Annotated in this window: 16 protein-coding genes and 1 other RNA gene; 8 read left to right on the forward strand and 9 right to left on the reverse strand. The window is 69.3% G+C overall.

Translation table 11 applies throughout. The annotated features are described in order from the left end of the window. Positions 1–112: 112 nt before the first annotated feature. From rpsA to gyrA, 6 genes are all read right to left on the reverse strand, one after another. Positions 113–1,792 (reverse strand): 30S ribosomal protein S1, encoded by a 1,680-nt coding sequence (gene rpsA, locus LCC91_RS02665; RefSeq protein WP_043703020.1) that lies wholly within the window; start codon positions 1,790–1,792, stop codon positions 113–115. Between the two features lie 156 nt (positions 1,793–1,948). Further along, complete coding sequence (locus LCC91_RS02670; protein WP_043703021.1) at positions 1,949–3,988, reverse strand: bifunctional 3-phosphoshikimate 1-carboxyvinyltransferase/cytidylate kinase; 2,040 nt, start codon at positions 3,986–3,988, stop codon at positions 1,949–1,951. Continuing rightward, the gene (locus LCC91_RS02675) at positions 3,952–4,983 is read right to left on the reverse strand and encodes a prephenate dehydrogenase (protein WP_082007693.1); all 1,032 of its coding nucleotides are present in this window, start codon (positions 4,981–4,983) and stop codon (positions 3,952–3,954) included. The genes LCC91_RS02670 and LCC91_RS02675 overlap by 37 nt, the downstream gene beginning before the upstream one ends. A gap of 4 nt (positions 4,984–4,987) precedes the next feature. Further along, complete coding sequence (pheA, locus tag LCC91_RS02680; protein ID WP_052231737.1) at positions 4,988–6,124, reverse strand: prephenate dehydratase; 1,137 nt, start codon at positions 6,122–6,124, stop codon at positions 4,988–4,990. Between the two features lie 36 nt (positions 6,125–6,160). Beyond that, positions 6,161–7,303: a 3-phosphoserine/phosphohydroxythreonine transaminase gene (serC, locus tag LCC91_RS02685; protein WP_043703023.1), complete on the reverse strand. Its 1,143-nt coding sequence runs from the start codon at positions 7,301–7,303 to the stop codon at positions 6,161–6,163. A gap of 4 nt (positions 7,304–7,307) precedes the next feature. After that, positions 7,308–9,962, reverse strand: a complete 2,655-nt coding sequence (gene gyrA, locus LCC91_RS02690; RefSeq protein WP_043703025.1) for a DNA gyrase subunit A — start codon at positions 9,960–9,962, stop codon at positions 7,308–7,310. A 322-nt stretch (positions 9,963–10,284) separates the two neighbouring features. Between gyrA and ompA the strand changes: the two genes are divergently transcribed. The 4 genes from ompA (at position 10,285) to ssrA (ending at position 12,824) form a co-directional block, all read left to right on the forward strand. Beyond that, entirely contained in the window at positions 10,285–10,929 is a 645-nt protein-coding gene (ompA, locus tag LCC91_RS02695; RefSeq protein ID WP_043703026.1) for an outer membrane protein OmpA, read from the forward strand. A gap of 122 nt (positions 10,930–11,051) precedes the next feature. Continuing rightward, the gene (gene ubiG / locus LCC91_RS02700) at positions 11,052–11,768 is read left to right on the forward strand and encodes a bifunctional 2-polyprenyl-6-hydroxyphenol methylase/3-demethylubiquinol 3-O-methyltransferase UbiG (protein WP_043703028.1); all 717 of its coding nucleotides are present in this window, start codon (positions 11,052–11,054) and stop codon (positions 11,766–11,768) included. After that, entirely contained in the window at positions 11,765–12,436 is a 672-nt protein-coding gene (gene gph / locus LCC91_RS02705) for a phosphoglycolate phosphatase (RefSeq protein WP_043703029.1), read from the forward strand. Before ubiG ends, gph begins: the two co-directional genes overlap by 4 nt. 13 nt (positions 12,437–12,449) lie before the next feature. Then, positions 12,450–12,824, forward strand: a transfer-messenger RNA (tmRNA) gene (gene ssrA / locus LCC91_RS02710). A 127-nt stretch (positions 12,825–12,951) separates the two neighbouring features. Here ssrA and LCC91_RS02715 read toward each other — a convergent pair. After that, complete coding sequence (locus tag LCC91_RS02715) at positions 12,952–13,272, reverse strand: helix-turn-helix domain-containing protein (protein WP_043703031.1); 321 nt, start codon at positions 13,270–13,272, stop codon at positions 12,952–12,954. After that, entirely contained in the window at positions 13,253–13,639 is a 387-nt protein-coding gene (locus LCC91_RS02720; protein WP_043703032.1) for a type II toxin-antitoxin system RelE/ParE family toxin, read from the reverse strand. Before LCC91_RS02720 ends, LCC91_RS02715 begins: the two co-directional genes overlap by 20 nt. Before the next feature lie 323 nt (positions 13,640–13,962). Here LCC91_RS02720 and LCC91_RS02725 point away from each other — a divergent pair, with 323 nt between their 5' ends. Beyond that, on the forward strand, positions 13,963–14,541 hold the full coding sequence (locus LCC91_RS02725) for a TMEM165/GDT1 family protein (protein WP_043703117.1): 579 nt from the start codon (positions 13,963–13,965) through the stop codon (positions 14,539–14,541). 27 nt (positions 14,542–14,568) lie between these two features. On the opposite strand, the gene LCC91_RS02730 is transcribed toward LCC91_RS02725, so the two are convergent. Beyond that, complete coding sequence (locus LCC91_RS02730; protein WP_043703034.1) at positions 14,569–15,108, reverse strand: Mpo1 family 2-hydroxy fatty acid dioxygenase; 540 nt, start codon at positions 15,106–15,108, stop codon at positions 14,569–14,571. A 225-nt stretch (positions 15,109–15,333) separates the two neighbouring features. Here LCC91_RS02730 and LCC91_RS02735 point away from each other — a divergent pair, with 225 nt between their 5' ends. From LCC91_RS02735 to LCC91_RS02745, 3 genes are read left to right on the forward strand one after another with little or no spacing between them, the layout of a single operon-like run. Then, complete coding sequence (locus LCC91_RS02735; protein ID WP_043703036.1) at positions 15,334–16,359, forward strand: MBL fold metallo-hydrolase; 1,026 nt, start codon at positions 15,334–15,336, stop codon at positions 16,357–16,359. Between the two features lie 48 nt (positions 16,360–16,407). Continuing rightward, on the forward strand, positions 16,408–17,136 hold the full coding sequence (locus LCC91_RS02740) for an ABC transporter permease (RefSeq protein WP_043703038.1): 729 nt from the start codon (positions 16,408–16,410) through the stop codon (positions 17,134–17,136). After that, complete coding sequence (locus tag LCC91_RS02745) at positions 17,133–17,849, forward strand: ATP-binding cassette domain-containing protein (RefSeq protein ID WP_043703040.1); 717 nt, start codon at positions 17,133–17,135, stop codon at positions 17,847–17,849. The genes LCC91_RS02740 and LCC91_RS02745 overlap by 4 nt, the downstream gene beginning before the upstream one ends. Positions 17,850–17,873 lie beyond the last annotated feature (24 nt).

The raw sequence follows: 17,873 nt of genomic DNA on the forward strand, positions 1-17,873 counted from the left end.
CGCCCGGCACGTGTCCCGTCGCCCGAAAACAAAACCCGGCGGGGGGGAAGGCCGCCGGGTCGGGGAGCACCGATCATCCGCCACGGCGGACCGTGGCGGATGGTGGTGGGCGTCAGCCGTTCTGGCTGTCGAGCTTGGCGCGCAGCAGCGCCCCCAGGTTGGTCGTGCCGGCCGTGCCGGACGACTGCGCCAGGCTCGCCATCGCTTCCTGCTGGTCGGCAGCGTCCTTGGCCTTGATCGAGAGCTGGATGCTGCGGTTCTTGCGGTCGATGTTGACGATCACCGCGGTGACTTCGTCGCCGACCTTCAGCACGTTGCGCGCGTCCTCGACGCGGTCACGCGAGATCTCGCTGGCGCGCAGGTAGCCGACGACATCCTGCCCCAGGTCGATCTCGGCGCCCTTGGCATCGACCGACTTGACGGTGCCGGTGACGGTCGCGCCCTTGTCGTGGATCGACACGAAGGTCGTGAACGGATCGGCGTCGAGCTGCTTGATGCCCAGGCTGATGCGCTCGCGCTCGACGTCCACACCGAGCACGACCGCTTCGACTTCCTGGCCCTTCTTGTAGTTGCGCACGGCCACTTCGCCGGGCTCGTTCCACGACAGGTCGGACAGGTGCACCAGCCCGTCGATGCCGTTTTCCAGGCCGACGAAGACGCCGAAGTCGGTGATCGACTTGATCGGGCCCTTGACCTTGTCGCCGCGCTTGTGCGTGTCGGCGAACTCCTGCCACGGGTTGGGCTTGCACTGCTTCATGCCCAGGCTGATGCGGCGCTTGTCCTCGTCGATGTCGAGCACCATGACCTCGACTTCGTCGCCGATGGACACGACCTTGTTCGGCGCGACGTTCTTGTTCGTCCAGTCCATTTCGGACACGTGCACCAGGCCCTCGATGCCGGGCTCCAGCTCGACGAACGCGCCGTAGTCGGTGATGTTGGTGACCTTGCCAAAGAGGCGCGTGCCGGCCGGGTAGCGGCGCGCCACGCCCAGCCACGGGTCGTCGCCCATTTGCTTGAGGCCCAGCGACACGCGCTGACGCTCGGGGTCGAACTTGAGCACCTTGGCGGTGACTTCCTGGCCGACCTGCACCACCTCGTTCGGGTGACGCACGCGGCGCCACGCCATGTCGGTGATGTGCAGCAGCCCGTCGATGCCGCCGAGGTCGACGAACGCCCCGTACTCGGTGATGTTCTTGACGACGCCGGTGACGATCGCGCCTTCCTTGAGGGTTTCGAGCAGCTTGGCGCGTTCTTCGCCCATCGAGGCCTCGATCACCGCGCGACGGCTCAGCACCACGTTGTTGCGCTTGCGGTCGAGCTTGATGACCTTGAACTCCATGGTCTTGCCCTCGTAGGGCGTGAGATCCTTGACCGGCCGCGTGTCGACCAGCGAGCCGGGCAGGAAGGCGCTGATGCCGTTGACCATGACCTTGAGGCCGCCCTTGACCTTGGTGGTGGTGGTGCCGGTGACGAATTCGCCCGACTCCAGCGCCTTTTCCAGCGCCATCCACGAGGCCAGCCGCTTGGCCTTGTCGCGCGACAGGATGGTGTCGCCATAGCCGTTCTCGACGGCCTCGACCGCCACGGCGACGAAGTCACCGACCTGGACCTCGAGCTCGCCCTGGTCGTTCTTGAACTCGCTCAGGGGGATGTAGGCCTCGGATTTCAGCCCTGCGTTGACGACCACGTGGTTGTGGTCGATGCGCACCACCTCGGCGGTGATGACCTCGCCGGCGCGCATCTCGGCGCGCTTGAGCGACTCTTCGAACAGGGCGGCAAACGATTCAGACATGCAGTTTCCTGGGTGCCGCGGCTTCGTCCACAGCCGGCGGCGGTTGGGGTAGACCCGACGGTGTCGGGCGGTTGGGTTGTCGAACCCTCGGGGGCCGCCGCTGCGGCTGATCCCTCGGGGCCAGCAAGGCCGGCCGTGCGACCGAGGCGGACGCCCTCAGTCGCCAAACGGCTGGCGGCGCTGCCACCACGACAGTACCGTCTGCACCGTCTCGTCGACGGACAGAGCAGAGTTGTCAAGCAGCAACGCATCTTCGGCCGGCTTAAGCGGCGCCGCCGCGCGCGCTCGGTCGCGCGCATCCCGCGCCTCAAGGTCGGCCAAAAGGCTATCAATGTTAGCGGGTTCTCCACGCGAAATCAACTGCTCGTACCGCCGCTGGGCGCGCGTGGCGGCGCTGGCGGTGAGGAAGACCTTGAGCGGCGCGTCCGGAAACACGACCGTCCCCATGTCGCGGCCGTCGGCGACCAGCCCCGGCAGCCGCCGAAAGCCGCGCTGCAGCGCCAGCAGCGCCGCGCGCACCGCGGGCAGCGCCGACACGCGCGAGGCCGCCATGCCGGCGGCCTCGCTGCGCACGGCCTGCGTCACGTCGTCGCCGTCGAGCCAGATGCGCCCGTCGCCGAAGCGCACCGGCAGCCGCTCGGCCAGCGCTGCCAGCCGTGCGACGACCGCGGGGTCGGCCAGCGCCGCCTCGTCGGTGGCGATGCCCGCGCGCTCGGCGGCCAGTCCCACCAGCCGGTACAGCGCGCCCGAGTCCAGCACGTGGTAGCCCAGCCGCTCGGCCACCGCGGCGGCCAGCGTCCCCTTGCCCGACGCGGTCGGGCCGTCGATGCAGAGCACGGGAATGCGGGCGGGGTCGGCCTGCGTCACCGTCCACAGCGTCTCGAAATAATCGGGGAAGGTCTTGCCGACGCATTGCGGGTCGAGGATGCGCACCGGCTGCCGCGCGGGGTTGAAGGCGGCCAGCGACGCGCACATCGCCATGCGGTGGTCGTCGTAGGTGTGGATCGCCGCGGCGCGCCAGCCGCTGCCGTCGTGGGGCAGCGGGTGCACGCGCAGCCAGTCCGGGCCCTCCTCGACGCTTGCGCCAAATTTGCGCAGCTCGGTGGCCATCGCCGCGATGCGGTCGGTTTCCTTCACACGCCAGCTGCCGATGTGGCGCAGCGTGCTGGGGCCGTCGGCGTACAGCGCCATCACCGCCAGCGTCATCGCCGCGTCCGGGATGTGATTGCAGTCCAGGTCGATGGCGCGCAGCGGCCAGGCGCCGCGGCGCACGTGCAGCCGGTTGGCTTCGCCGTCGATGTGCGCGCCCATGGCTTGCGCCGCCTCGACGAAGCGGATGTCGCCCTGGATCGAGGCGAGGCCCAACCCCTCGATCGTGACGGGGGCGTCGGTCGCGGCGATGGCGCCGGTGGCGATGAAATAGCTGGCCGACGAGGCGTCCGATTCGACGTGGATGCGCCCGGGCGTCGTGTAGCGCGCCCCCGCGGGGATGACGAAGCGCGACCAGCCCGCGCGCTGCACCGTCACGCCGAAGCGCTCCAGCAGCCGCAGCGTGATCTCGATATACGGCTTGGAGATCAGCTCGCCCAGCACCTCGATGGTGATCGGACGCTGCGCCGCGGCCAGCGGCAGCGCCAGCAGCAGCGCCGTCAAGAACTGGCTGGACACGTCGCCGCGCACGCGCACGGGGGTGTCCAGCCGCAGCGACGTGGGTTCGCCCCCGACGGCCAGTGGCGGATAGCCCGGCTGGCCCAGCGGTTGCACGCGCGCGCCGAGTTCGACCAGCGCATCGACCAGGTCGCCGATCGGGCGTTCGTGCATGCGCGGCACGCCCGACAGCTCGAAGCGCCCGCCCTGCTGCGCGGTCAGCACGGCCAGCGCCGCCGTCAGCGGCCGCATCGCCGTGCCCGCGTTGCCGAGGAACAGCCGCGCCTCGCGTACCGCCAGCCGCCCGCCCAGCCCGCGCACGCGCACCGTGGTCGGCCCGAGCCGCTGCAGTCCGCAGCCCAGCGCCACCAGCGCGTCGAGCATCACCCGTGTGTCATCGGAGTCGAGCAGGTCTTCGATCACCGTCTCGCCGTCGCACAGCGCGGCGAGCAGCAACACGCGGTTGGAGATGCTCTTGGAGCCCGGCAGCCGGACGGTGCCGCCGGCGCGCGTCAGCGGGGGGATGTCGAGGAAGGCGGTGCGGTACATGGGGTGTCGTCGGAGGGGGCGGTCGCGGCGGCACCCGCCGCCCAGTCGGCGCGGATGCGGCTCGCCGCCGCGATCAGGTCGCGCAGCGCCGCGGCGTCGCCGGTCGCGAGTGCGGCCTCGAAGGTGTCCAGCGCGGCACGGAAATGCGCCGCCTGCGCCCGCACCTGCGCGGCGTTGGCCAGCAGGATATCGCGCCAGACGTCGGGGTCGCTGGCTGCGATGCGGGTGAAGTCCCGAAACCCCGGCCCGGCGAGGCGCAGGTACGCGGTGCCGTCCGCCTGCTGCGCCAGCGCATGCACGGCGGCAAAGGCCAGCAGGTGCGGCAGGTGGCTCACTGCGGCATAGGCGGCGTCGTGCGCTTCGGGGCTCATTGTGCGCACGCGCGCGCCCAGTGCCCGCCACAGGGCGGTCGCGCGCGGGGGCAGGGTGGGGTCGGTCTCCGCCAGCGGGGTCAGGATCACCTGGCAGCCGCGGTACAGGTCGGCACTGGCGTGCTCGACCCCGGCGCGTTCCTTGCCGGCGATCGGGTGGGCGGGGACGAAGCGCGGCAGCCGGTCCCCCAGCGCCGCGCGCGCGGCCGCCACCACGTCGCCCTTCGTCGAGCCCACATCCATCAGCCACGCGTCGGCGGCCAGGTGTGGGCGAATGGCGCGCAGCGTGGGTTCGGTGGCCGCCACCGGCACCGCCAGCAGCACCAGATCGGCCCCCGCCACCGCGGCCCCGGCCGTCGGGGCGGCGACGTCGATGACGCCGTGCTCGCGTGCGTAAGCGAGCGTCTGCGGCGAGCGCGCGTGCCCGACGATCTCCCGAACGAGCCCCGCCGCGCGCAGCGCCAGCGCAAACGAGCCGCCCATCAGCCCGCAGCCGATCACGGCCAACCGCCGCACGGTCGCGGGACCGGCGGGACCGCGGCCCGTCCCGTCGAGATCGGCGGGCGTCGGGCGATCGGACACGAGCGAGGCGGCGGGTGTCAGGGGCGCCGTGGGGACGGACATCGCCTCACTCCGAAACGGGGTAGGCGCCCAGCACCTTGTAGAACGCACACAGCCCCTGCAGCTCCTGCAGCGCCGCGGCGACGTGCGGTTGCGACGGGTGGCCGGCGATGTCGATATAGAAATAGTACTCCCACTGGCCGGACTTGGCCGGGCGCGACTCGAAGCGCGTCATCGACACCCCGTGCTCCTTGAGGGGCTTGAGCAGGTCGTGCACCGCGCCCGGGCGATTCGGCACCGACACGACGATGCTGGTGCAGTCGCGGCCACTCGCTGCGGGCATGGCCATCGTCTGCGGCAGGCAGATGACGGCAAAGCGCGTGCGGTTGTACGCCTCGTCCTGGATGGCGTGGGCGACGATGTGCAGCGCGTACTGCGACGCCGCGCGTTCGCTGGCGATCGCCGCCCAGCGCGGGTTCGTCGTCGCCAGCCTTGCGCCCTCGGCGTTGCTCGCCACCGCGCGGCGCTCTGCGTGCGGCAGGTGGGTGGCGAGCCACCCCTGACACTGCGCCAGCGCCTGCGGATGCGCCATCACCACCTCGATGCCGTCCAGGCTCGGCTCCTGCCGCAGCAGGTTGTGCCGCACCAGCAGGCTGATCTCGCCGACGATGTGTACCGGCGAGCGCAGGAACAGGTCCAGCGAGCGCGCCACCACGCCTTCGGTGGAGTTTTCCACGCCGACGACGCCGAACTGCGCGGTGCCCGCCGCCGTCGCGTGAAACACCTCGTCGAAGCTCGGGCAGTAGATCAGTTCCGCGGCGCTGCCGAAATAATCGATCGCCGCCTGTTCGCAGAAGGTGCCCTCGGGGCCGAGGACGGCGACGCGCAGCGGCGCCTCCAGCGCCAGACAGGCGGACATGATCTCGCGCCAGATGGCGGCGACGTGCTGGTTGCGCAGCGGTCCGGTGTTGATCGCCTCGATGTTGGCGATGACCTGCGCCACGCGGTCCGGACGGAAGAACGGCGACCCCTCGGCGCGTTTGACCTCGCCTACTGCCTCGGCGAGGCGGGCGCGCTCGTTGAGCAGCGCGAGCAGCTGGCGGTCGATGGCGTCGATCTGCTGGCGCAGTGCGAGCAGGCGCGGGCTGGCCACGGGCGTCGGCGGGGTCTGGTCGGTGGGGGCGGGCGGCGGAGCGTCGGTCATGTCAGGCCGTTCGTGGGGGCGGGCCGGCGGCGCACTTCAGGCACCGCGCTCGAAGTCCCGCAGGTACTCGACGAGGGCCTCCACACCCGCCATCGGCATCGCGTTGTAGAGGCTGGCACGCATGCCGCCCACCGACTTGTGGCCTTTGAGCTGCAGCAGTCCGCGCGCCTGCGCCCCTTGGAGGAACGCGGCGTTACGGGGGTGTGAGGGGTCGCGCAGCGGCTTGCCGTCGTCGCCACGCAAAAAGAAGGGGATGTTCATGCGCGAGCGCGCCGCGGGCTCGACCTCGTTGACGTAGAGCGACGAGCCGTCGATCGCGGCGTAAAGGCGCTGGGCGCGGGCGATCGCGCGCGCCTCCATCGCCGCCACGCCCGTGCGGTCGCCCTCGCGCTGCGCGAGCAACCACTGGAACACCAGCCCCGCGATATAGATCGCGTAGGTGGGCGGCGTGTTGGCCATCGAGTGCGCCTCGGCCAGGCGCTGGTAGTCGAAGACGCTGGGGCAGATCGGCAGCGCGTGTCCGAGCAGGTCCTCGCGCACGATGACCAGCGTCAACCCGGCCGGGCCGACGTTTTTCTGTGCGCCGCCGAACGCCAGGCCCACGCGCGACCAGTCGATCGGCCGCGACAGCACGTGCGACGAAAAATCGATCACGAGCGGTGCGTCACAACCCAGCGCGCGCAGATCCGGCAGCGTGTGGAACTCCACCCCGTGGATCGTTTCGTTGCTGCACAGGTGCACGTACGCCACATCGCGCCGCAGTGCCCACGTCGCCGGGGCGGGGATCGCGGTGAAGCGGGCGGGCTCGCCGCTGGCCGCGACGTGCACGTCGCCGTAGCGCGCGGCCTCCTGCGCCGACTTCTGGCTCCACGCGCCGGTGACGACGACGTCGATCGCCCGCCGCGGGTGCCGACCCGCCAGGTTCATCGGCACGATCGCGTTGTGCGCGAGCGCCCCCCCTTGGGAGAACAGCACCTTGAAGTGGTCCGGAATGGCCAGCAGCGTGCGCAGGTCGTGCTCGGCGCGCTCCAGGATCTCGCCGAACGCCGCGCCGCGGTGGCTCATTTCCATCACGCCCATGCCACAGCCGTGCCAGTCGAGCATCTCGGCCGCGGCCTGCTGCAGCACCGCTTCGGGCATCGCCGCCGGGCCGGCGGAGAAGTTGTACGGGCGCGCCATCGGATCAGGCCTCCCCGCCGTCCGCGTCCGCCGGGCCGCGGCTGCCGTCGTCGCCCGCCTCGCGGTCATCGCCGCCATCGTCGTTTTCGGCGATGCGCTGCAGGCCGCTCAGGCGGTCGCCCTCGTCCAGGCTGATGAGCGTGACGCCCTGGGTCGCGCGGCCCATCTCGCGGATCTCCGCCACGCGCGTGCGCACCAGCACACCACGGTCGGTGATCAGCATGATTTCGTCCTCCGGTCGCACGAGCGTCGCCGCGACGACCTTGCCGTTGCGCTCCGACTGCTGGATCGCGATCATCCCCTTGGTGCCGCGGCCGTGCCGGGTGTATTCGGTGATCGGCGTGCGCTTGCCGTAGCCGTTCTCGGTCGCGGTCAGCACGCTCTGCGACTCGTCCTCGGCCACGAGCATCGCGATCACGCGCTGGCCTTCTTCCAGCGCCATGCCCTTGACGCCACGTGCCTGTCGTCCCATCGGGCGCACGTCGTTTTCATCGAAGCGCACCGCCTTGCCGCCGTCGGAAAACAGCATCACGTCGTGCGCGCCGTCGGTCAGCGCGGCACCGATCAGGTAGTCGCCCTCGTCGAGGTCGACCGCGATGATGCCGGCCTTGCGCGGGTTGGAAAACTCATCCAGTGCGGTCTTTTTGACCACCCCCTGCGCGGTGGCCATGAACACGTAGTGGTCGGCCGGAAAGCGCCGGAACTCGCCGGTCAACGGCAGCACGACGGTGATCTTTTCGCCCTCGGCGAGCGGGAACATGTTGACGATCGGGCGCCCGCGCGAGCCGCGCGAGCCGGAGGGCACTTCCCACACCTTGAGCCAGTACAGCCGCCCGCGGTTGGAAAAACACAGGATCCAGTCGTGTGTGTTGGCGATGAAGAGCTGGTCGATCCAGTCGTCTTCCTTCGTCGCTGTGGCCTGCTTGCCGCGGCCGCCGCGGCGCTGCGCGCGGTATTCGGACAGCGGCTGCGCCTTGATGTAGCCGGCGTGCGACAGCGTCACCACCATGTCCTGCGGCGTGATCAGGTCCTCGGTGTCGAGCTCCTGCGCGTCGTGTTCGATCTGGCTGCGGCGCGCCCCGGCTTTGGTCTGACCGAACTCGGCGCGGATCGCACGCAGTTCGTCGGCGATGATGGCCGTCACGCGCTCGGGGCGCGCGAGGATGTCCAGCAGGTCGTCGATCTGCGCCATGACGTCCTTGTACTCGGCGACGATCTTGTCCTGCTCCAGACCCGTGAGGCGTTGCAGCCGCATCTGCAGGATTTCCTGCGCCTGCGTCTCGGACAGCGCATACAGCCCGTCGGCCTGCAGCCCAACGTCGCGCGGCAGGCTCTCGGGCCGGTAGTCGTCGGCGTTGACGACGGTGCCATCGGCGCGCGCGCGCGTGAGCATCTGGCGCACCAGTGCGCTGTCCCAGCGCCGCGCCATCAGCTCGGCCTTGGCCACCGGTGGGGTGGGGCTTTCGCGGATGATGCGGATGAATTCGTCGATATTGGCCAGCGCCACCGCCAGGCCTTCGAGCACATGACCTCGCTCGCGCGCCTTGCGCAGCTCGAACACCGTGCGGCGTGTGACCACCTCGCGCCGGTGCTGCAGGAAGATGTCCAGCAGGTCCTTCAGGTTGCACAGCTTGGGCTGGCCATCGACCAGCGCCACCATGTTGATGCCGAAGGTGTCTTGCAGCTGCGTGTGCTTGTAGAGGTTGTTGAGCACGACCTCCGGCACCTCGCCGCGCTTGAGCTCGATCACCACCCGCATCCCGGACTTGTCGGACTCGTCCTGGATGTGGCTGATGCCCTCGATGCGCTTGTCGCGCACCAGCTCGGCGATGCGCTCCAGCAGCACCTTCTTGTTGACCTGATACGGGATCTCGTCGACGATGATCGCCTGTCGCTGGCCGCGGTCGATGTCCTCGAAGTGGCACTTGGCCCGCATCACGACGCGCCCGCGCCCGGTGCGGTAGCCCTCGCGCACGCCCTGGATACCGTAGATGATGCCGGCGGTGGGGAAGTCCGGTGCCGGAATGAACGCCATCAGGTCGTCCACCGTCGCCTCCGGGTGCGCCAGCAGGTGCAGGCACGCGTCCACCACCTCGTTGAGGTTGTGCGGCGGGATGTTGGTCGCCATCCCCACCGCGATGCCGGCACTGCCGTTGACCAGTAGGTTGGGCAGCCGCGTCGGCAGCACCAGCGGCTCGCGCTCGCTGCCGTCGTAGTTGGGGCCGAAGTCGACGGTCTCCTTGTCGATGTCGGCCAGCATCTCGTGCGCGATCTTGGCCAGGCGAATCTCGGTGTAGCGCATCGCCGCGGCGTTGTCGCCGTCGACCGAGCCGAAGTTGCCCTGCCCATCGATGAGCATGTGGCGCAGCGAGAAGTCCTGCGCCATGCGCACGATGGTGTCGTACACCGCGCTGTCGCCGTGCGGGTGGTATTTACCGATCACGTCGCCGACGATGCGCGCCGACTTTTTGTACGGGCGGTTCCAGTCGTTGCCCAGCTCGTGCATCGCGTACAGCACACGCCGGTGCACGGGTTTGAGGCCGTCGCGGGCATCGGGCAGCGCGCGCCCTACGATCACGCTCATCGCGTAATCGAGGTAGCTGCGGCGCATCTCCTCTTCGAGGCTGACGGGGAGGGTTTCTTTGGCAAACGAGGTCATGGGAACGCCGCTGTGGGGAGGACGTCCGGCCTGGGCGCGACGTCCGCTGGGTGCCGCCGGTCGTCGCGGCGGCCAATGGACAATGGGGCTTTATTGTAAGGAACGCCCCGCACCCGCCGCCCTGTGTGTCGTCCCACATGGCGGCGCGTGAGGGTGTCGGCGCGGGGGCGAAGAAGGGTGGTGTGTTGCGCCATCGTCACGCGGGTGTCGGGAATGTTGATTTGTCGGCAGTGTTTTGTGGCAAAATGAAACCAGAGCCCCCAGAATGCTCTGGGCAAAACGCTCGAATACCTGCATCGTTCCCCAATTCAAGAGGAAACCCATGAACAAGCTCACCAAGATTGCTGCGCTGTTCGCGACGGCTGCCATGGCCTCCGCCGCAGGCGCCCAAACCATCGACAACTGGCGCAACGGCACCGGCGACCTGGTGTGGAAGAACGGGACCAACGAGCTGTGCTGGCGCAATTCGAGCTGGACGCCCGCGACCGCTGCCAAGGATTGCGACGGTGCCATTGTCCCGGCGCCCGCCCCGGCTCCGGCTCCGGCGCCTGCCCCGGCTCCGGCCGCTGCGCCGGCACCCGCACCCGCTCCGGCGCCCGCGCCCGCTCCGGCTGCGCCGGCCAAGGTGACCTACGCCGCCGACGCCTTCTTCGACTTCGACAAGGCTGTGCTCAAGCCCGAAGGCAAGGCGCGCCTGGATGACCTGGTCGAGAAGGTCAAGGGCATCAAGCTGGAGGTGGTGATCGCGGTTGGCCACACCGACTCCACCGGTCCGGAAGGCTACAACCAGAAGCTGTCGGTGCGCCGTGCCGAAGCGGTCAAGGCCTACCTGGTCAGCAAGGGCATCGACGCCAACCGCATCTACACCGAGGGCAAGGGTGAAACCCAGCCGGTGGCGGACAACCGCACGCGCGAAGGCCGCGCGAAGAACCGCCGCGTCGAAATCGAGGTGGTCGGCACCCGCTGATCGCCGCGCATTCCCGGGGTCGCGTTGTCGACCCTGTGGGCATGCCCGCAGAACCCCGCCCCCCGGCGGGGTTCGTCGTTTTCATTCCCCGCCGTACGATCGGGCCCCGCGATAATCACGCCATGGATGCGCCTTTGAACGTCGACGCGGCCGAATTGGCCAAGTTTTCCGAACTGGCCCACCGCTGGTGGGATCCCGACAGCGAGTTTCGGCCGTTGCACCAGATCAACCCCCTGCGGCTGGGGTGGATCGAATCGGTGGCCGGCCCATTGCGCGGCCGTGCCGTGTTGGACGTCGGGTGCGGCGGCGGCATCTTGGCCGAGGCGATGGCGCGCCAGGGCGCACAGGTGCTGGGTATCGATATGGCCGACAAGCCGCTGAAGGTAGCGCAGCTGCACGCACTGGAGCATGGGGTGGCGGGCGTGCGCTACCGGCTCGTCAGCGCCGAGCAGCTGGCGGCCGAGCAGCCGGGCCAGTACGACGTGGTCACCTGCATGGAGATGCTGGAGCACGTGCCCGACCCTGCGTCCGTGGTGGCGGCCTGCGCGACCCTCGTCAAGCCCGGGGGCTGGGTTTTTTTCTCCACGCTCAACCGCAACCCGAAGTCCTTCCTGTTCGCGATCGTCGGGGCGGAATATGTGTTGCGCCTGTTGCCGCGCGGCACGCACGAGTACGGCAAGTTCATCCGCCCGAGTGAACTCGCGGCGTTTTGCCGCCGTGCCGGGTTGGAGGTCCGTGCCACGCGCGGCCTGACCTACAACCCCCTGACACGCCGCTATGCGCTGACCGACGACACCAGCGTCAACTATCTCCTGGCCACGGTCAAGGAGGCACCGTGACGCGCCGCACCCGGTTTCAGGCGGTGTTGTTCGACCTCGACGGAACGCTGGTCGACAGCGCCCCCGATTTGGGTGACGCGGCCAACCGCATGCGCGAGCGGCGCGGGTTGCCGCCGCTGGACGAGGCGTACTACCGGCCGCGGGCCAGCAGCGGCGCACGCGGCATGATCGAGGCGGCCTTCGGCCTCACGCCCGATCATCCCGCCTTTGACGCGTACAAAGCCGAATACCTGGACACCTACGGTGAGGTCATGACCCGCCGCACCCGACCTTTCGACGGGGTCGAATCGCTGATCGCGGCGTTGGAGGACGCGGGTCTGCCGTGGGGCGTGGTCACCAACAAGATCGAGCGCTTCGCCCTGCCGCTGACGGCGGCGCTGCCGCTGTTTCGCTCGGCGGGCACCGTGATCGGTGGCGACACGACGCCCCACCCGAAGCCGCACCCGGCGCCGCTGCTGGAGGCCGCCCGGCGGCTGGGTGTCGAACCGGCGGCGTGCGTCTACGTCGGCGACGACGAGCGCGACATCGTCGCCGGTCGGGCGGCGGGCATGGCCACCGTGGCGGCGCGCTACGGCTATCTCGGCGTCGACGCCGACGTGGCGACGTGGGGGGCAGAAGCGATCATCGACGGGCCGCTCGACCTCTTGAACTTTTTGGAATTGCCGTAAACTAAGCAAGCACGGGGCTGTACTGGATTCGACGTGGGTTCGGACGCGCCGCAGGGCATGTCGAGGTGCTGTGACCTCGTAAAACAGCAGCAACAAAGTAACTGCGAACGACGAACGTTTCGCTCTCGCCGCCTAATCCGGCGAGCCTTGCACCGGTCGGCCGATAGGCCGGGCCAAAGGGTCGACAGGCCCTGCGGCGGCAAGGGAATCTGCATCGGCTGGTCGTGCGGCGGGCAACTTGCCGTGCGATGAGATCCAAGGTTGCTGGCCCGGGACGTAGCGTGCCGCTGCGCGGCGCTCCGGGTGAGACTCCAAACAGACGGCTACACATGTAGAACTGCGCGAAGAAGGCTTGCGGACGGCGGTTCGACTCCGCCCAGCTCCACCAATCACCCTGGCCAACCGGATCCGGTTGGCCTTTTTTCTGTTCTTTTCTCCCACTGCTGACGCGGTTGGCGGGAATGGTGTCATGAACGCACCGGACTTTCACACGGCCCGGTTCGGCGTCCACGACGCTACAGTACCGCTTCCAAACCCTTGCGCTCGATCAGGTTGAGTAACTTCAGGGACGGGCCGCTCGGCTTCTTGTCGCCCACTTCCCACTTCTGCACCGTGGACACGCTGGTGTTGAGCACGGCGGCAAAGACCGCCTGGCTGAGGCGAGCCTGTTCGCGCAGCGATTTGATCCGCTGCGGTGGCATCTCGTGAACGTCGAGATGGCAAAGCGCATCAAACTCGCCCATGCGCCGTTTGCTGATAAGCCCAGCACGGTGCAGACCCTGCGCGGTCTCATGCATCTCGTCCAGGATGCGACTCTTACGTTGGGTCGTTGCCATTGCACACCTCCACGATTTCACCCGCCGCCAGCGCGGTCCCCAATTGGTGCTCATCGAACGCCAGGAATTCCTTCGCCACTTCTTGGAGCACCCGCAGTTCGTCCAAGTCGATATTGGTCCGTTCATTCTTGCCAAACCCGTACAGGAAGAACCACCGGTCCGCCAGCTTGGTGGCCACGAGGGTCCGTGCTCCACCACGTTTACCCTGCCCGGGTAGCGCGATTCGCTTTTTCACGACATGGCCACCCAGGTCGGCGTCGATGAGTCCCTGGGCCATCTCGGTAACGGCTGCACACAGGGCGTCGTCGGTCAAGCCGGTCTTGCGCATCCAACGGGTGAATGTCCGGGTTCGGAACACTCTTCTCATTGGCAAAGCATACCACTTGGTGCAGTAGTTTCCCAGCTGCTAGGCGTCCGGCAGACATCGCGGGCGGGCCTTCTGGCGCGCCGGGCCAATGGCCGTTCCGTACACGTGGGCACGCGCGTGCGGGCCGCCTCCTATCGGTCGTGAAGGGTGAGCTGGGGGTCAGTGTCGGATTCCACCGCCCATCACCCCAGGCCAACCGGATCCGGTTGGCCTTTTTTGCGCCCGTGGGCTGCGTACAATCGCGCACTTTCGCGCCGTCGTCGTGGTGTTCCCCGACGTGGCGGGTGGTGGCGGGGCGGCCGCGTGTGGCCGTGGTGGTGCGCATGGAAGCTTTGTGGGTCTCGACGGGCGTCGTCGCCCTGGCCGAAATCGGCGACAAGACGCAGCTGCTGGCGTTTCTGCTCGCGGCGCGGTTCAAGAAACCCGCCCCGATCATCGCGGGCATTCTGTTGGCGACACTCCTCAACCACGGATTGGCCGGGGCGCTGGGGGCCTGGATCGTCGCGCACGTCAGCCCGGACATTCTGCGCTGGGCGCTCGGGTTGTCGTTCATCGCGATGGCGGTGTGGACGCTGATACCCGATCGCGTCGAGGAGGACGAGGTGTCGATCGCCCAGCGCTTCGGCGTCTTCGGGGCGACGCTGGTGACGTTTTTCCTCGCGGAGATGGGCGACAAAACGCAGGTCGCGACGGTGGCGATGGCGGTGCACTACGCGGCTCCGCTGATGGTGGTGGTGGGCACGACCTTCGGGATGCTGATCGCCGATGTGCCCGCGGTATTCGTTGGCGACCGCCTGTCCCAGCGCCTCCCGATGCGCTGGGTACGGGGGGCGGCGGCCGCGGTGTTCGCCGCGCTGGGGGGGATGACGCTGCTCGGGGCCGGATCGGCGCTGGGCGTTTGACGGTCGTCAGGGCGTTGGGCGCTGCGCTCAGCTGTGCGCGGGCCGGTGCCCGGTGCGCAGCGGCCCCGCGCGCTCGGTGATCGTGGCCTGCAGGGACGGGTTCCAGCCGAGGGCGAACATCGCCTCCGCGACCACGAACATCGGGCCGACGAGCAGGCCAACGAGATCGTCGACGAACGCGGGTTTGCGCCCCTCATACCGGTGGCCGATGAACTGGATGACCCAGCCGACGAGGAACAGCCCGACGCCCCAGGCGGCCCACGTCGCGGTGGGCAGCGCGGCCAGCGGCAGGGCCGCGGCGACGAGCAGGCCGTTGACCGCGCTGGTGGCCGCGCCAAGGGCGGGCGCGCCGCGCGTCAGGTACCACAGCGTCGAGGCGGCCCACAGCAGGTGGATCGGTGCGAGGGGGAGTCCGCCGACGGTCCACGTGGGCCGCGACAGCAACACGGCTACGGCGAACACGATCATCGGGATACCGACGAAGTGCGTGGCGATGTTGCGGCGGTCGCGGTGGTACGCCGCGTACTGGCACAGCAGGTCGGTGGCACTGCGCAGGGGCGATGGCATCGGCGCGTCTCCTGATGAACCTTAACGCGCCGCATCGTCGCGCGGCCCGGGGGTGCGCCGCTGTCGTCTCCGGGACAGGCGGCGATCGGGGTTTTCCCGGGGTGGTGGCACATCGGCACCGGCGGCGGCCGTCCGGCGTGCAGGTCGCCGCCGTGCTGGACAACGGCAACGATCGCTGTATGCTTATAGAAATATATCGGGCAGAGTGTCCGTGCAGGAGTCATCATGGCGAATATTCGTTGGTCTCGGCGGCGCTGGCTGCAGGCGGTGGCCGGTGCCGGGGTGATGGGGGCGGGCCTGGCCGCCGTCCCGGAGGTGCGGCTCTTTGCGCAGCAGTTGCAGGATTTCATCGAGGGCCCGCCGGTGCCCGACATCAAGCCGGAGCGCCTGACGGCCCACGTGTGGCAGATCTACGCGCAGGACGGTTTCCCGACACCGGAAAACCGCGGGGTCATGGCCAACGTGGTGTTCGTCGTGACGTCCGCCGGGGTGGTGGTGCTCGATTCCGGCTGCTCGCTGCAGCACGGCGAGATGGCGATCCGCATGATCCGCACCGTGACCGACAAGCCGGTGGTGGCGATCTTCAACAGCCACTACCACGGCGACCACTGGCTGGGCAACCATGCGTTCGTCAAGACCTTCGGCGAGGCGCTACCAATTTACGCGCTGCCGCACACGATCGAGCAGATCAAGGGGGCCGAAGGCAACCTGTGGCGCAGCCTGATGGAGCGTTGGACCAACCAGGCGACGATGGGTACGCAGGTGGTGGCACCCAACCGCGCGGTGCAGCACGGACAGACGTTCACGTTTGGCGACGTCACGCTGCGCATGCACCACTACGGCAAGGCGCACACGCCGTCGGACCTGTGCGTTGAGGTGGTGCAGGACCGCTTCACCTACGTCGGCGACATCGCGATGGAGAACCGCATCGCCAACATCGACGATGGCTCTTACCCGGGAACCTTCAAGTACTACGACGCGCTGCAGCAGGCGGCGGGTGAGCAGATCTGGTGGCCCGGTCACGGGCGCGGCAGCAAGACGCTGCTGAAGGACTATGGCACATTTTTGCGCGGCATCTGGGAGCCGTGCGTGCAGGCGGTCAAGGACGGCGTGCCGCTCGAGCGCGCGAAGGAGCTGGTGCTGAAGGACCCGCGCGTCGCCGCCCGCGCCAAAGGCATGGCGGGGTTCGACTCCAACATCGGCAAATACACGAGCCTCGCGTACCTGGAGGCCGAGCGTGAGCTGTTCTGATCCCCGCGCGCGGCGGGGCCCGCGGCGATGCCGCTACCATCGCGGGCCATGGAGCCGTTGCGCGCGAGTCTGGAGGTGGCGCTGCACCTGCTGGTGTCGGGTGACCCCGCGCTGTGGGCCGTCGTCGGCCGCTCGCTCGCGGTGAGCGGTCTGGCGTGCGCGCTGGGTTGCGCGATCGGCCTGCCGCTGGGTGCCTGGCTCGGGGTGGCCCGGTTTGCCGGCCGCGGGGCGGTGATTACGCTGGTCAACACGCTGCTGGCGGTGCCGTCGGTGGTGGTGGGGCTGCTGGTGTACCTGCTGCTGTCGCGTTCGGGGCCGTTGGGGTTTCTCGGCTGGCTGTACAGTTTTCCGGCGATGGTGTTTGCGCAGACCGCGCTGGTGCTGCCGGTGGCGGTGGCGTTGACGCGGCAGGTGGTGGAGGATGTCGAGCGCCAACACGGCGAGCAGTTGCGCGCGCTCGGTGCCGGCACCGGCTGGCGCGGCGCGTTGCTGGCGTGGGACGAGCGCTACGCGCTGCTGATGGTGGTCATCACGGCGTTCGGCCGCGCGGTGTCCGAGGTCGGGGCGGTCATGATCGTCGGCGGCAATATCGAGGGTTACACGCGGGTGATGACGACGGCCATCGCGCTCGAGACCAGCAAGGGCGACCTGCCGCTGGCGCTGGCGCTGGGTGCGGTGTTGATGGCAGTGGTGCTGGCGCTGCACACGGCGGTGGCGGCCCTGCGGCGCTGGCGTGCGCGCGTCGATGCCGGGGCGTTAGCGGGGGCGCCGGCGTGACGGTGGTGTTCGCGCTGCGGGGGGTACAGGCCCGGCTCGGGACGCGCCGGCCGGTGGCGGCGCTGCGGGACATCGACCTGTGCGTGCGCGCCGGGGAGCGGGTGGCGCTGGTGGGGGCCAACGGCAGCGGCAAGAGCACGCTGCTGCGCGTCCTGATGGGGCTCGTGCCCGTGCAGGGCCATCTCGAGCGGGCGGACGTGCGCGCGGCGATGGTGTTTCAGCGGCCGTATCTGATGCGGCTGAGCGCCCGGCACAACGTGGCCGTGGCGCTGTGGGTGCAGGGCAGGCGCTGGTCGCAGGCCTGTGCGGCGGCGCGCGAGGCGCTCGCGCGCGTCGGGCTCGTGGCGCTGGCGGATCGCCCTGCGCGCGCGCTCTCCGGTGGACAACAGCAGCGCCTGGCGCTCGCGCGCGCGTGGGCGCAGCGGCCGGACGTGTGGTTGCTGGATGAGCCGACCGCGAGCCTCGACCCCCAGGCACGGCAGGAGGTGGAGGCGCTGATCGCGGCGTTTGCCGCCGAGACCGGCGCGACGGTGGTCTTCAGCAGCCACCATCTGGGGCAGGTGCGGCGCCTGGCCACCCGGGTCGTGTACCTGGACGGCGGGCGCATCGCCGCCGACCTGCCGGTGGAGGCGTTTTTCGACTTGGGGCGGCTGGCGCAGGCGTCGCCGTCCGCGCACGCGTTCGTACGGGAGGAACTGCCGTGGGTGGGGTAGGGTGGTGGCGGCGACTGCTTGCGG

The organism is Tepidimonas taiwanensis, assembly GCF_020162115.1.
GTDB lineage: Bacteria > Pseudomonadota > Gammaproteobacteria > Burkholderiales > Burkholderiaceae_C > Tepidimonas > Tepidimonas taiwanensis.